General features: G+C 73.0%; 11 protein-coding genes. 5 read left to right on the forward strand and 6 right to left on the reverse strand.

The window, feature by feature from the left end; genetic code table 11:
- Positions 1-87 precede the first annotated feature (87 nt).
- Together ACFVYS_RS26330 and ACFVYS_RS26335 are read left to right on the forward strand one after the other, a co-directional pair.
- Entirely contained in the window at positions 88-1,572 is a 1,485-nt protein-coding gene (locus ACFVYS_RS26330; protein ID WP_389505795.1) for an MFS transporter, read from the forward strand.
- Positions 1,569-2,174 (forward strand): TetR family transcriptional regulator, encoded by a 606-nt coding sequence (locus ACFVYS_RS26335; protein WP_389505796.1) that lies wholly within the window; start codon positions 1,569-1,571, stop codon positions 2,172-2,174. The genes ACFVYS_RS26330 and ACFVYS_RS26335 overlap by 4 nt, the downstream gene beginning before the upstream one ends.
- A gap of 26 nt (positions 2,175-2,200) precedes the next feature.
- Here the strand turns inward: ACFVYS_RS26335 and ACFVYS_RS26340 are convergent, their stop codons facing one another.
- A complete protein-coding gene (locus tag ACFVYS_RS26340) occupies positions 2,201-3,925 on the reverse strand; it encodes a cholesterol oxidase substrate-binding domain-containing protein (protein ID WP_389505798.1) in 1,725 nt (574 codons plus the stop codon).
- Positions 3,926-4,061: 136 nt separating this feature from the next.
- On the opposite strand from ACFVYS_RS26340, the gene ACFVYS_RS26345 reads away from it, so the two are divergent.
- The gene (locus tag ACFVYS_RS26345) at positions 4,062-5,045 is read left to right on the forward strand and encodes an aldo/keto reductase (RefSeq protein ID WP_389505799.1); all 984 of its coding nucleotides are present in this window, start codon (positions 4,062-4,064) and stop codon (positions 5,043-5,045) included.
- Between the two features lie 167 nt (positions 5,046-5,212).
- On the forward strand, positions 5,213-5,638 hold the full coding sequence (locus tag ACFVYS_RS26350) for a DUF6328 family protein (protein ID WP_389505914.1): 426 nt from the start codon (positions 5,213-5,215) through the stop codon (positions 5,636-5,638).
- Between the two features lie 24 nt (positions 5,639-5,662).
- Here the strand turns inward: ACFVYS_RS26350 and ACFVYS_RS26355 are convergent, their stop codons facing one another.
- Both ACFVYS_RS26355 and ACFVYS_RS26360 read right to left on the reverse strand, forming a co-directional pair.
- Positions 5,663-6,715: a hypothetical protein gene (locus ACFVYS_RS26355; protein WP_389505801.1), complete on the reverse strand. Its 1,053-nt coding sequence runs from the start codon at positions 6,713-6,715 to the stop codon at positions 5,663-5,665.
- A gap of 120 nt (positions 6,716-6,835) precedes the next feature.
- Positions 6,836-7,807, reverse strand: coding sequence for an LLM class F420-dependent oxidoreductase (locus tag ACFVYS_RS26360; RefSeq protein ID WP_389505803.1), 972 nt, complete (start codon positions 7,805-7,807; stop codon positions 6,836-6,838).
- Between the two features lie 95 nt (positions 7,808-7,902).
- On the opposite strand from ACFVYS_RS26360, the gene ACFVYS_RS26365 reads away from it, so the two are divergent.
- Entirely contained in the window at positions 7,903-9,369 is a 1,467-nt protein-coding gene (locus ACFVYS_RS26365; protein WP_389505805.1) for a serine hydrolase domain-containing protein, read from the forward strand.
- Here ACFVYS_RS26365 and ACFVYS_RS26370 read toward each other — a convergent pair.
- From ACFVYS_RS26370 to ACFVYS_RS26380, 3 genes are all read right to left on the reverse strand, one after another.
- Positions 9,358-11,016 (reverse strand): serine/threonine protein kinase, encoded by a 1,659-nt coding sequence (locus ACFVYS_RS26370; RefSeq protein ID WP_389505807.1) that lies wholly within the window; start codon positions 11,014-11,016, stop codon positions 9,358-9,360. The two genes, ACFVYS_RS26365 and ACFVYS_RS26370, sit on opposite strands and share 12 nt — an antisense overlap.
- Positions 11,017-11,379: 363 nt before the next feature.
- Entirely contained in the window at positions 11,380-12,435 is a 1,056-nt protein-coding gene (locus ACFVYS_RS26375) for a polyprenyl synthetase family protein (RefSeq protein ID WP_389505809.1), read from the reverse strand.
- A complete protein-coding gene (locus ACFVYS_RS26380) occupies positions 12,432-13,601 on the reverse strand; it encodes a tetratricopeptide repeat protein (RefSeq protein WP_389505811.1) in 1,170 nt (389 codons plus the stop codon). Before ACFVYS_RS26380 ends, ACFVYS_RS26375 begins: the two co-directional genes overlap by 4 nt.
- Between the last annotated feature and the right edge of the window lie 390 nt (positions 13,602-13,991).

Consider the following 13,991-nt stretch of genomic DNA (forward strand, 5'->3'; position numbering starts at 1 on the left):
CACGGACGGATGGGGTGAATGGCAATTCACTGATACGGTGAATTGCCATTCACCCCTTTTCGTTTCCTTCAGGCCGCTGGAGTGTCCATGGCGTCGCCCGCTCCGACACCCGCCCCGGCCGAGGAAACGGCCGGTCTGCGGGCCCGGCTCACCATCCCGGTCCTGGCGTACTGCGGCATCCTCATGGCGGTCATGCAGACCGTCGTCGTCCCGCTGCTGCCCGACCTGCCCCGGCTGACCGGCGCCTCGCCGGGCGCGGTCTCCTGGATGGTGACCGCCTCGCTGCTGTCCGGCGCGGTCCTCACTCCCGTCCTCGGCCGCGCCGGGGACATGTACGGCAAGCGGCGGGTGCTGCTCGTCTCGTTCGGCCTGATGGCCGCCGGCTCGGTCGTCTGCGCCCTGACCTCCGACATCGGGGTGCTGATCGCGGCCCGGACCCTCCAGGGCGCCGCGTCCTCCGTCGTTCCGCTGTCGATCAGCATCCTGCGCGACGAACTGCCGCCGCGACGCCGGGGATCCGCCGTGGCGCTGATGAGCTCCACCGTGGGTGTCGGCGCCGCGCTCGGGCTGCCGGCGGCGGCCGTGGTCGTGCAGTACGCCAACTGGCACGTGATGTTCTGGGTGACCGCCGCGCTGGGCGCTACCGGGGTCGCGCTGATCCGGTGGGCGGTGCCGGAGTCGCCCGTGCGCGAGCCCGGCCGGTTCGACGTGACGGGGGCGCTCGGGCTGGCCGCCGGGCTGATCAGCCTGCTCCTCGCCGTGTCCCAGGGCGGCCAGTGGGGCTGGGGGAGCGCCCGGGTCGTGGGGCTGTTCCTCACCGCCGTGATCGTCCTCGGCCTGTGGTGGTGGCACCAGCTGCGTGCCGAACAGCCACTGGTGGACCTGCGGTTGGTGTCCCGGCCGAGGGTGGGCCTGTCCCATGTGGCGGCGCTCCTGACCGGCTTCGCCTTCTACGCCAACTCCCTGGTGACCGCCCAGTTGGTGCAGGCGCCCGAGGCCAGCGGGTACGGGCTCGGGCTGTCCATCGTCCAGACGGGCCTCTGCCTGCTGCCCGGCGGCATCACCATGCTGCTGTTCTCGCCGCTCTCCGCCCGTATCTCCGACAGACGCGGGCCGCGGATCACCCTCGCCGTCGGTGCCGCCGTCATCGCCTCCGGGTACGCCCTGCGTATCGCCGACAGCCGCGACCTGTGGATGATCATGGTCGGGGCGACCGTCGTGGCGACCGGCACCACCCTCGCGTACTCGGCGCTGCCCTCGCTGATCCTGCGCGCCGTCCCGCCCGGGCAGACCGCCTCGGCGAACGGCTTCAACGTGCTGATGCGCACCATCGGCCAGGCCACCTCCAGCGCCGCCGTCGCCGCCGTCCTCGTGCATCACACCGGCCTCGTCGGCGGGGTACCGGTGCCGACCCTGCACGGCTATCTGCTGGCGTTCGGCGTCGCGGGCGCGGTGGCCCTGGCCGCGTGCGCGGTGGCGCTCACCATCCCCGGCGACGCCGGACCGGACGACACGCAGCGGGTCCGTGGCCGTACCCGCTCCGTCGGCGACGGGGCGTTGGAGGGAGCATGAATGCCGTGAGCACTCCATCCGACGCCTCCGCCGCGACCCACCCGCCGGCCCCCGCCCGGCGCGACGCCGAGGCGACCAAGGCGGCGATCCTGCGCGCCGCCCGGTACCTCCTCGCCCGCCAGGCGCACGCCGACATCACCCTCAAGGCCGTCGCGGAACGCGCCGGGGTGAGCGCGCCACTGGTCCTGAAGTACTTCGGCAACAAGGACGCCCTGTTCGCCCGGGTGATGTCCTTCGAGGAGGACGCCGACGCCCTGCTCGACGCCCCGCTGGCGGAGCTGGGCCCGCACATGGTCCGGCACGTGGTGGCGAGTCAGCGCGAGCGCGGCGCCGACCCCGTACTGCGCATCGCGTTCGCGCCCCTGCACGGCGACCACGGCGACGTCCTGCGCGCCAACTTCCGCACCCAGGTCACCGAACGCCTGGCCACCCGCCTCACCGGCCCCGACCCGGGGATCCGCGCCGAACTGGCCGTCGCCACCGTGCTCGGCCTGGGCGTGATGTTCGGCATCGCCCGCGGGAGCGAGCTCAGGGCCGCGCCGATCGAGCACATCGTGGACCGGTACGGGCCGACGGTGCAGGCCCATCTGGACAGTCCCTGACAGGCCCTGACCGCCCCTGACCGTCCCTAGGGGAACAGCCGCCCGTGCAGGGGCGCGCGGAACACCCGGTGCGGGTCCAGCCGTTCCAGCACGGCCGCCGCCTGGTCCCAGGCGCCGCCGAAGGACTCGGGCACCGCCGTTCCGAGCACCTCCGCGTCGCTCCACGCGGCCTCGTCCGTGTAAGCCCAGCCCTTCGACCACTCCACCCGGGTGCGGGCGTGCGTGCCGTCGTACGTCGAGAGGAGGAAGCGCTCCAGCTCACGGTAGAACGCCGCGGCGTACGGCGTCCCCGGCAGCGTCAGCACGTCCAGCCACACGGCCGTGTCCCACTCGGGGTGGTCCGGGTCGGGCCGCAGCGCGGAGAGCGACGGTGCCCGGGCACCGGTGAGTCCGGCCTCCGCCGGATCGTCGAGACCGGTCACCCGGATCTCCACCGACCCGTTGACGGGGAAGCGGCCCAGGGCGGCGTACGCGGTCAGCCGCTCCCGGTAGAAGGAGGTGAACTCGGAGACGACACGCTGGACCTGGTCCCGGCCGGTCAGGACCGCGTACCCGTTGGCGTGCACCCGCAGGGTGGTCGGCCTGATGTACAGCAGGGTGTTCTTCGACGGCCCCCAGATGTCCGCCGACAGGGTCGCCACGAGGCCGAGCGCGGCCACGTCGAGCTGGGCGTTGCCGAGCACCGGCGCCAGATACCAGGCCGCGTCCGAGACCATCCGCCCGGCCAGGTCCGCCACCGGCGTCGGGACGTTGTCGGAGAACGGGTAGTTGTACGGCGACGTCACGCGCCGTGAGGTGAGCGGCCTGCCCGGTTCGACGGACCACACCTTGAGCCAGGGGAACTCGGTGAACGCGAACCAGATCGCCTCGACCCGTCCCTCGGCCTCCAGGAAGTCCGCCAGACTCCGTCCGTCCGTGCCCGGCGCCGCGAACAGCTCCTTCGCCGGGATGTCCGTGCGGCTCACGCACCGCAGGTTGCTGTTCGCCCCCACCCGCAGCACCACCTCGGTGACCAGCGACCGCCCGAGATGGGTGAGCAGCGCCGCGCAGTCCGCCTCGTCACGGCGGTACGTCCGCAGGGCGTAGGCGCCGCGGTCCGCGTCCCACACCACGGCCGTCAGGGAGAGCACGCGGTTGCTGAGCGAGCCGTACGTCTGTCCGGGCAGCCGTTGCTCGCCCCGTGCCGGTACGGCGGTGCCGTGCGCGTCGACGGCGAGGGCGCCGCCCAGGGTGAGATCGCCGGGGGCCGGCGCGGCGGTGACGCCGAGACCGTGCCCTTCGAGGTAGGTGAGCAGGACCTCCAGGGTGACCCCCGCCCCGGCCCGCACCTCGTCGGCCGACTCCAGGGCCAGTCCGGTCAGGTGCGCGGCGGTGTCGACGAGCAGGACCGGCGCGTCCGCGGGCAGTGCCTCCGGGACGGTCAGCGGCGACCAGCCGTGCGAGGCGCCCCGGGGCCGGACCGTCCAGCCGTGCCGCCAGGCCCAGTTGACGACCTCCACCGCCCGGGCGGGGTCCTCGGGCGCGCAGGCCCACAGGCCGGTCACGGTGATCTCGCCGTCCCAGTTGCGGTACGCCGTACGGGAGAGGGGCACGTCCGGGGGGAAGTCCGGCAGCTCCTGCGCCGCGACGGCCGGATCGGCGGCCACCAGGAGAGGCACGCCGGCCAGGGCGGCGGCCGCGGTGCCCAGGAAGCCACGACGGGTCCAGGAGGAGTCGCCCGGCTGTTGGTTGCTCACTGAACGATCAGTCACGCGCTCACCGTAGAGGCCGGTTCGCACATATGGCCGCCATGTCGAACAGCGTCACTCGTGAGGGTGAAAGATTCACAGGTGGCGGCCCGGAGCGGCCCGTTCCGCACCAGGTCACGGCGGATGACAGACTGACGTCATGGACGAGCGCGAATTCGGTAGGTCTGGTCAGCACGCATCCGTGGTCGGTCTCGGCACCTGGCAACTGGGCGCCGACTGGGGAGACGTCGACGACAAGGAGGCGCTGACCGTTCTGGAGGCGGCGGCCGAGTCGGGGGTGACCTTCTTCGACACCGCCGACGTCTACGGCGACGGACGCAGCGAGCAGACCATCGCCACCTTCCTGAGCGGCCGGCCCGACCTGCACGTGCTGGTCGCCACCAAGATGGGCCGCCGCGTCGACCAGATCCCCGAGAACTACGTCCTGGACAACTTCCGCGCCTGGAACGACCGCTCCCGCCGTAACCTCGGCGTCGACCGCATCGACCTGGTGCAGCTGCACTGCCCGCCGACCCCCGTCTACTCCAGCGACGAGGTCTTCGACGCCCTCGACACCCTGGTCGAGGAGGAGCGCATCGCGCACTACGGCGTCAGCGTGGAGACCTGCGCCGAGGCCCTCACCGCGATCGCCCGGCCGGGGGTGGCGAGCGTGCAGATCATCCTCAACCCGTTCCGTCTGAAGCCCCTGTACGAGGTGCTCCCGGCGGCCCGGGAAGCCGGCGTCGGCATCATCGCCCGCGTCCCGCTCGCCTCCGGCCTGCTCTCCGGCAAGTACACCAAGGACACCGTCTTCCCGGAGAACGACCACCGCGCCTACAACCGGCACGGCGAGTCCTTCGACCAGGGCGAGACCTTCTCCGGCGTCGACTACGCCACCGGTGTCGAGGCCGCCGTCGAGTTCGCCGCCCTCGCGCCCGAGGGGTACACGCCGGCCCAGCTGGCGCTGCGCTGGATCGTGCAGCAGCCCGGCGTGACCACCGTCATCCCGGGCGCCCGCTCACCCGAGCAGGCCCGCGCCAACGCGGCCGCCGCCAAGCTCCCGGAGCTGACCGGGGAGACCCTCGCGGCGGTCCGTGATCTCTACGACCGGCGGATCAAGGAGCAGGTCGAAGGACGCTGGTAGCCGGAAGCGGGGCGACGGACCGGAGAGAACCGCCGCTCACGGGGTACACGCGGGGAGAGAGGGGACCGACCACTCGAACCGGGAGGACAGCACACGTGACGGACACGGCGGCCAAGGCCGAGCAGCGTACGGGGCGGGACGAGACCGAGGAGGAGAGAGCCGACCGTATGTGGGGGGAGCTGATCCAGGAGATCAGGGTCGCCCAGACGGGCGTGCAGATCCTCTTCGGCTTCCTGCTCACCGTCGTGTTCACCCCGCGCTACGCGGAACTGCAACACGTCGACCAGGTCATCTACATCGTGACCGTGGTCCTGGGCGCCTGCGCCACGGGCGCCCTCATAGGTCCCGTCTCCCTGCACCGCCTGGTCTCCGGGCGGCGGGTGAAACCGCAGGCGGTGCGATGGGCGTCCCGGCTGACCTTGGTCGGCCTGCTCCTGCTGCTCGCCACCATGACCGCCTCGCTGCTGCTGATCCTGCGCGTGGCCACCCACGACGAGTTCGTGCCCTACCTCGTCGCGGGTGTGTTCACCTGGTACGCGCTGTGCTGGTTCGTGCTGCCGCTGTGGACCCGCCGCCGCTACACGACGCGCTGACACCGGACACACGCAGACGCCGGACTAACCGGCTTCGGGAGCGGTGCCGCGGGCACCGCGCAGCGCGGTGATACAGCTGCCGATCGCCTGCTGGAGCTCCTCCAGCTGCTGGACCATGTCGTCCTCGTAGAAGTCCTGCGCGTCGACGTCGTCGAAGGTCAGCTCCTCGAACACCTTCGTCGCCCGCTGGAGGCTGCTGTAGAACTTCGTGCGCCGCTCCTGGACGCGCAGTTCGGGATCGGCCTCGACGGTCTCCACGACCAGGCTCTTCATCGTGTCGTAGGCATCGCTGGCCCACTCGCCCGCGTCCTCGTCGTCGTTCAGCTCGTCGAGCAGCGAGAGGTGCCGTTCGGCCTCCTGGCGCAGCTCGGCCGGCGCGTCGAGGGTCTGTCCGGCGGGCGTCTTGATCTGGCCGGACTCGGCGATCTGACGCACGTACCCGATGCGGTCGGCCGAGCGGCTCTCGGTGGCCACGGCCTTCTTGAGGTCGTCGGTGCGTACGACGTCCCGGGCCAGCTCGATCTGGAGGTCGGGGTCCTCCTTGATGCGGTCCAGGAGGGCGGCGCGGGCCGCTCGCGCGGTCGACGGGTCGGCGAGGATCGCCGCGCGCAGCGCGGTGGGGTTCTCCGCGACCTCCAGCGCCTTCGTCGGGCGGATGCCCTCGGCCTCGGCGGCCTCCGCGATGGCGGTGCCGCGCTCCGAGCCGGCGCTGGACCGGGAGACGTAGTAGGTCAGCCACACCTCGGCGTCCGGCAGCTCGACCTCCTGGCCCGGCGCGAGCTCCTCGAAGTGCGGGACGAGACCGTCGTCCGCCGCCCGGTCCCAGGCCTTGTAGTACCGCATGACGCGCTCGGGGGAGCAGCCGGCCAGCTCGGCGAACTCCTTCGCCGACACCTTCGGCGTCTCGTCCGCGCTCTGCCCGCCCGGCCGGACGCTGCGCGCCACCATCAGGCCGAAGGCCCACCCGCCGGTCCGCGCGTAGACGCCGAACTCACGGGCGTCCCGCGCCACGAGGTCGGACAGGGGCGCGGGGGACGACTCGGGGGGCGTCTCGGGCAGGTCGATCGCCAGGGTCACGGATGACTCTCCTCTGCGGGCTGCTGGACGTAGGATCGGCACGGCGAAAGTGCAGACCGGCAGCCTATATGCACCTCTTGGCGATGCTTTGCCGGACCCGCCTGCGGGCCGGACGGCCCGTCAGCCGAAGGCGCCGCGCAGCGCGGGCAGCAGGGTCTTCTCCGACCAGTCCAGGTAGGCGGGCTGGGAGTCCCCGCCGATCTGCACCAGGGCGATCTCGGTGAACCCGGCCTCGGCGTACGGACGTACGGCCTCGACGAAGTCGTCCGGATCGTCGCCGCAGGGGATCGAGGCGGCGACGTCGTCGGGCGTCACGAACTGGGTCGCCGCGTCGAAGGAGTCCGGGTGCGGCAGTTCGGAGTTCACCTTCCAGCCGCTGCCGAACCAGCGGAACTGGTCGTGCGCCCGCTGCACGGCCGCGTCCCGGTCGGGGTCGTGGCAGACCGGAAGCTGGCCCACCCGCGGCTTGCCCGCGCCGCCGTGGCGGTCGAACGACGACAGCAGGTCCGCCTTGGGCTCGGTGGCGATCACGAGGTCGGCCAGCCGGCCCGCGAGCGCGCACGAACGCTCGCCGGAGACGGCGATGCCGATCGGGGGCGGCTCGTCGGGCAGGTCCCACAGCCGGGCCGAGTCCACGTCGTAGTGGGTGCCGTGCCGGGTCACATGCCCACCCTCGAACAGCGCGCGGATGATCTCCACGGCCTCTTCGAGCATCTCGTGCCGCACGTCCACGGAGGGCCAACCGCCGCCCACCACATGTTCGTTGAGGTTCTCCCCGGAGCCCAGGCCCAGCCGGAAGCGCCCCTCGGACAGCAGCTGCATCGTGGCGGCCTTCTGCGCCACCACGGCCGGGTGGTAGCGGAAGGTCGGACACGTCACGTACGTCATCAGCGGAATGCGTGACGTGGCCTGGGCGGCGGCGCCGAGCACGCTCCACGCGTACGGCGCGTGACCCTGCGAGCGCAGCCACGGAAAGTAGTGGTCCGAGGTCACCGAGAAGTCGAAGCCCGCCTCCTCGGCACGCACCACGTGGTCGACCAGGTCACGAGGGCCGGCCTGTTCGGTCATCATCGTGTATCCGATTTGCACCATGGGTGCCGAGTCCCCGGCTGCCGGGGGAGGAAACAGGCAGCCATGACCGGAAACAGACCGTCGATCATCGTCGTCGTCCGGGAGAGGATGCGGGGATGAGCGCCCGCCCACTGCCTTCGAGCCCCCCGTCCGCCCAGGGCGTCGACGCCCTGGGCGTTCTCGCCTTCCTCGACGCCGTCGAGTCGGCCGAGGTCATCGAGCCGCACAGCCTGATGATCCTGCGCCACGGCCGCCTCGTCGCCGCCGGCTGGTGGGCGCCGTACACCCCCGACCGGCTGCAGCTGCTGTACTCGCTCAGCAAGAGCTTCACGTCCACGGCCGTCGGGTTCGCCGTCGCCGAGGGGCTGATCGGACTCGATGATCCCGTGCTCTCGTACTTCCCGGAGCTCGACGCGGAGATCACCGACCCGCGCAGCCGCGCGATGCTGGTGCGGCACGTGGCGGCGATGGCGAGCGGGCACGAGGAGGAGACGTACGAACGGGCGCACGCGCTCGACCCCGACGACCTCGTCCGGGGCTTCCTGCTGCTGCCGCCGGACCACGACCCGGGAACCGTGTTCGCGTACAACCAGCCCGCCACCTACGCGCTCGCCGCGATCCTGCAGCGCGTCACCGGAGAGTCACTCACCGCCTATCTGCGGCCGCGGCTGCTGGATCCGCTCGGTATCGGCGAGGTCGCCTGGCTGACCGACCGCTCCGGCCGTGAGATCGGCTTCAGCGGGCTGCACAGCACCACGGACGCGATCGCCCGGCTCGGGCAGCTGTACCTGGACGGCGGCGTGTGGGAGGGGGAGCGGCTGCTGTCCGAGGAGTGGGTGGCCGAGGCGACCCGCGAGCACACGGTGACGGCGCCGTCCGCGACGGCCGACGCGGACCGCGCGGACTGGGAGCGCGGCTACGGCTTCCAGTTCTGGCGCTCCCGGCACGGCTATCGCGGTGACGGGGCCTACGGACAGTTCTGTGTGGTCCTGCCCGAGCACGACGTCGTGATCGCCACGACGGCGGCGACCGACGACATGCAGGCCCTGCTCACCCTGGTCTGGGAGCATCTTTTGCCCGCGTTCCGGCCGGAACCGCTGACCGGCCGGGAGGAGGCCGACGCGGCCCTCGCACGGCGCCTGGCACAGCTCGCACTGCCCCCTGCCCCCGGCGCGCCCGCGCCGCCCGAGCGGGGCGCGCAGTGGACGGGCGCCGAGTTCACCCCCTGCGGCGGAGTCTGCGCCGACCAGCCGGGACTGACCGGAGCCGTCGTCACCGGGGGCACCGACGGCTGGACGCTGAGTCTCGTCGAGAAGCCCGGTGACCGGCGGCTGGAACTGCCCCTGGGGCCCGGCGGCCGGCAACCGGGCGGGGAACCACCGCCCACCGCGGTGAGCGGCGGCTGGACCGACGGCGACACCCTCGCGGTGCACGTCGCGTTCCTCGAGACCCCGCACCGCCTGCGGGTGACCTGCTCCCTCACCGACCGGACGTTCACCGCCCGCTGGGACACGAAGCCGTTGCACGGCGCCCCGCTGCGCAGGCTGCGCGCACCGCGCCGATCGCCGAGGTCAGGCGGCTGAACCCGGCCGGAAGGTCCGCAGGAACGTGTCCAGCGCCTCGCGGTTGGCGCTCTTGCCCCAGTCCGCCGCGGGTGTCGTCCAGCGCAGCGAGAAACTGCGGTGCCCGCCGAGGAGGAAACCGCGGCCGAACGTGCGCACCTGGGTGCCGTCGGCGTCCATGAGCCACTCCATGTCGGCGGCCTTGTATCCCTGGTACGTCGTCGCCTCGATGTCGCCGAGCCGACGGAAACCGGCGTCCTTCTTCAGATCGGGCTCGACGTCCTCGCGCCAGACGGCCACCGGGTCCGGTCCGGCGCTCTCGCTGTAGGTCACCGCGAGGGTGCGCGGATCTCCGGTCGCCCCGAAGGTGACGCGGTACGCCCCGTCGGTGTCGCGCGCGGTCTCCAGCGGCTTCCAGCCCTTGGGCAGCGCGACCGAGAAACCCTCGGGCGAGCGGTACACGCGGTAGCCCTCGGGGAGGGCGTCGGCGGTGGCGGGTGCCGAGGGGGAGGATTCCGGGGACCCGCCGGGCGACGGGGTGCCCGGCGCGGTCGGCGCGGTCGGCGCGGTCGGCGCGGTCGGCGCCGGTGTCGCGGGGTCTCTTTCGCCGGCGTCCTCGCCGGGTGTCGCGGCCGACGCGGACGGCCGGGCCTGCGTGCCGCCCCCCGCGGTGTCGTCGGTGTCGGGCAGCTGGTGGGTCACGGCGAGGGCGGCGACCGCCACGGTGACGACGGCCAGCGCCGTCCCGGCCGCCATGGCCCGGCCGCTCCACCGCGGACCGACGTACCGGGCGGCGGCGCAGGCCCGCTTCAACCGGGGTGCCTGCAGGACGGCGTGCGGATCCTCGTCCAGCACCCGGGTGAGGGACTGGCGTACGACGGTCCTGGTCAGCCGCTCCCGGGAGTCCTTGCGCAGCAGCCCCTGCACGGTGGGGGTGAGCGAACCGGCCCGCAGCGGGGTGCGCAGCGGCAGCCGGTCCACTCCCTTCAGCGTGCTCTCGGGCCGGTCGCGGTCCCGGTACGGCGGCCGCCCCTCGACCATCGTGTACAGGATCGCGCCCAGCGCCCACAGGTCGGCCGCCGGGCCGATCCGGTCGTCCCGGGCCTGCTCGGGGGAGGCGTACGCCGGAGCCGCCACCCGGGGGGCGAGGGTCGCGCCCGTCAGTCCGAATCCGGTGAGCACGAGGGGGCCCCTGGCCCGCACGAAGATCTGACCGGGGCTCAGCTCGCCGTGGGTGATGCCCTCACCGTGCGCGACCTCGAGCACGTCCAGCAGCTGCAGCCCGATCGCCGCCGCCTTGGCCGGGCTGAACGCCCCCTTCTGATCGAGGAGTTGACTCAGGGGCAGACCGTCGATCCACTCGGTGACGGTCCACAGGGAACCCGCCTCCTCCACGGCGTCGACGACCGTGGCGATCCGGCCGGGACACAGCCGCGCCATTGTCTCCGACATGCGCAGGACCCGGTCGGCGGCCTGGCGGGCCTTCTCCTCGCCCTGGTCGGCCGGCAGCCCGATCCTGGTGACCAGGCAGGGCCGGGACGTCCCGGTGTCCTCGACGTACTCGCCGTACCAGCCGACGCGGTTCGTCTCCCGGTGGACGACGTCGAGCAGCCGGTACCTCCCGGCGACCCACTCGTGCGTGGAGACGTGCGTCTTGACCATGGCCATCCCTCGCTGAACCGCCGGCACTTACCTTTCCCAGTGGTACGACCGGCGTGCGGGGGTCCGTTCAATTGGAGGGCAACTCCGATGCGATTCCTGTCTTTTATTCAAAAAGGGCGCCGCTTTGGGTCGAGTGCATGTACGAGAAAAGGGAATTGCCGGGGGTCGTCCTGCGTCCGTCCTGCGGTGTAACCAGCGGTAAACAAGCCGGGCGGGACTCGTCGCGGTTCCCGGGAACGACCTTCTGGGCCGCGCTGCATTCCTGCTCGGCGGCCCTCTCGGCGATTTTCCTAAACAGGTGGAGGTGCCCGGTGGAGCGGCCCGGTCGGGACCGATGGAAGCGCGTTCCGCGAGCACGGCCGGGCCGGGTCAGAGGTCCCGGCGCACCGCGAAGCCGATCAGGGAGCGCAGGTCGCGTACGGCGCCGGCGGCCAGCGGTGCGTCCGCCAGCACCGACTCGGCGGCGGCGACCTGCCGGCCCGCTTCGGCCAGCGCCGCGGCACGGCCACCCGCCGCCTCGGCCAGCGCCGCCGCCTCACCCGGGTCGCCGCCCCGCTCCAGAAGCGCGGCCAGCCGACGCGCGGCGGGAGCGGGTGAGTCCAGCGCGGCCAGCACCGGGAACGTCTTCTTCCGCTCGCGCAGATCGCCGTGGACAGGCTTACCGGTGACCGACGGGTCGCCCCAGATACCCAGCACGTCGTCGACCACCTGGAACGCGACCCCGAGATGCCGCCCCGCCCGGTCCAGTGCGGCCACGGCGGCCGGGGACGCGCCGGCCAGCACGGCCCCCAGCGCGGCCGCACAGCCGAGCAGCGCACCGGTCTTGCCCTCGGCCATCGCCCGATAGGCGTCCGGCCGCACCCGCTCCGGACCCGACCAGGGCCGCGCGGCGAACAGCAGGTCGTCGGCCTGTCCGCGGACGAGGTCCCCGAGGGCGCCGGACAGCAGGCGTACGGCGGCGGCGCCGGCCGGGGCGGGCTGGAGCGCGAGGGTCTCCACCGCCAGGGCGAACAGGGCGTCACCCGCCAGGACCGCCGGTCCCGTGCCGTACGCCTTCCACGCCGTGGCACGCCCACGCCGGGTCGGATCGCCGTCCATGATGTCGTCGTGGAGCAGGGAGAAGGCGTGCACCAGTTCCACCGCCACCGCCGCGGGCACCCCGGCCGCGGCGGGCGCACCGGCCGCCTCGGCGCCGAGCACCGCGAGGGCCTGCCGTACGCCCTTGCCTCCGGAACCGGCCGCGGGCACCCCGCCGACCCCGCACCAGCCGAAGGAGTAGCCGGCCATCTCGCCCACCCACGGGTGCGTCCGCCCCACGGCCGCCACGAGCGCGGGTCGCACCAACGCCCGGCAGCGGGCGAGGATCTGCGGAGCGCGGGACCGAGTCGCGGTGGCTTCCCGCACCGTCGTGCCGAGCGCGGTCACCGGCCTACCGCCGCGTGCTCGTCGGAAACGCTGGGTGTGGATGCGGCCGCGGGAGCCGGAGTGGGCTCCCGTGCCGGTGCCCCTGTCGCTGTCGCTGTCGCTGTCGCTGTCGCTGTCGCTGTCGCTGTCGCCGGGGTCGACGTCTCGACCCCCAGCTCGGTCTGTGCGCGGGCGACCATCTGGCGGGCGTGCCGCAGCCCGATGCGCTCCAGCTCCCTTGCCAGTTCGGCCAGTTCGGCCGCCGTCTCCCCGCGGTCGCGGCCCAGCCGGGCCAGCGCCTTCGTCAGGCCGAGCCGGGAGAGTGCCTCGCCGCGCGGCTCGCCCATGGCGCGGAACTCGTCGAACGCCTGCGTGTACAGCCGCCGCGCCTCGGGGTAACGCCCCGCCCGGTACAGGACGTTGCCGCGCATCTTGTGGTTGTAGGCCAGCGCTCCGGTCAGGTTCATCGCACGGCAGGACACCTCGGCCTCCGTCAGCAGGCCGAGCGCGCGTTCGGTGTCCCCGTCCCGCGCGGAGACGATGTCGGCCAGCCCGCGCAGCGCCCAGGCGTGGCCGCGGCGGTCCTCGGCGCGCTCGGCGATGCGGGAGGCCTCCTCGAAGAGGGCGTACGCGGTGTCGTGGTCGCCGGAGTTGCGGTGCATCTGCGCGATGCCCTCCAGGGCCCACACCGTGTGCCGCGCCTCGCCGCGCCTGCGCGCCTCGGCCAGCAACTGCTCGTGCAGCCTGCCCACGGCCTCGTAGTCGCCCTGGATCCGTCCGGTCTCCGCCAGCCCGGCCAGCGAGTAACCGCGGACCACGATGTCGCCGCCCCGCTCGCCCAGGTCGGCCGCGAGCCCCAGCAGCCGCCGGGCCAGCGGGAACGCGCCCCGCTGCCGGGCCAGGGTGCCGCCGCTCCACAGGGCCCACGCCATCGCGGCGACGTCCCCGGCGTCCCGGGCCGCCCGGTAACTCGCCTTCCAGGCCCGGTCTGCCTCCCGCACCTGTCCCAGACGCCGGTGCGCCTCGGCGACCGCGAGCCCCGAGCGGGCCGCCTCGCCGTGTTCCCCGGCCTGCTCCGCCGCCCGCAACCGCTCGGTGCCGACGGCCAGTACGTCGTCCAGCGAGGAGTTCACGGACAGGGTGGTGAGAGCGCCCTGGTACTCCGGGGCGAATGCCTTGCCGTACATCGGTTCCCTTCGGCAGGCCACCGGGTATTCAGGTATGCACTCTGTGTATACACGGTGGGAATAGTGCGGTGTGCTGCCGGTCAAGACGCGGGCACGGTGAGGGGGGTTGCCTGTGAGGCGTAGATCACCCCCCGGGGGCTGGTGGGGTGTAAGGCGCCGAAGAGCTGCGTCCAGTACGTGCCCGAGGGGCCGCCGTCCGCGAAGCCGCCCGTGCGGCCCCATGCCTCCTGGCTGATGGAGCGGTTCAGCCCGGCCTTCTGCGCGATGTCCTTCCCCGGCTCCTCGATGGTGCCCCGGGCGGCTGCGCCTGACCGTCCAGGACCAGGACCTGCGCAGGGGTCGGTGCGAGCCGGGCCCGATGCCCGAACCGCCGCTTCGCCCGCGTGCGTT

This window comes from Streptomyces sp. NPDC058295, from assembly GCF_042880655.1.
GTDB classification, from domain to species: domain Bacteria; phylum Actinomycetota; class Actinomycetes; order Streptomycetales; family Streptomycetaceae; genus Streptomyces; species Streptomyces coriariae.

What these genes read in the sequence shown, in the direction of transcription:
- ACFVYS_RS26330 (WP_389505795.1), top strand. Translation starts at nt 88, where the DNA reads ATGGCGTCGCCCGCTCCGACACCCGCCCCGGCCGAGGAAACGGCCGGT.
- ACFVYS_RS26335 (WP_389505796.1), top strand. Translation starts at nt 1,569, where the DNA reads ATGAATGCCGTGAGCACTCCATCCGACGCCTCCGCCGCGACCCACCCG.
- ACFVYS_RS26345 (WP_389505799.1), top strand. Translation starts at nt 4,062, where the DNA reads ATGGACGAGCGCGAATTCGGTAGGTCTGGTCAGCACGCATCCGTGGTC.
- ACFVYS_RS26350 (WP_389505914.1), top strand. Translation starts at nt 5,213, where the DNA reads ATGTGGGGGGAGCTGATCCAGGAGATCAGGGTCGCCCAGACGGGCGTG.
- ACFVYS_RS26360 (WP_389505803.1), bottom strand. Translation starts at nt 7,807, where the DNA reads ATGGTGCAAATCGGATACACGATGATGACCGAACAGGCCGGCCCTCGT.
- ACFVYS_RS26365 (WP_389505805.1), top strand. Translation starts at nt 7,903, where the DNA reads ATGAGCGCCCGCCCACTGCCTTCGAGCCCCCCGTCCGCCCAGGGCGTC.
- ACFVYS_RS26370 (WP_389505807.1), bottom strand. Translation starts at nt 11,016, where the DNA reads ATGGCCATGGTCAAGACGCACGTCTCCACGCACGAGTGGGTCGCCGGG.
- ACFVYS_RS26380 (WP_389505811.1), bottom strand. Translation starts at nt 13,601, where the DNA reads ATGTACGGCAAGGCATTCGCCCCGGAGTACCAGGGCGCTCTCACCACC.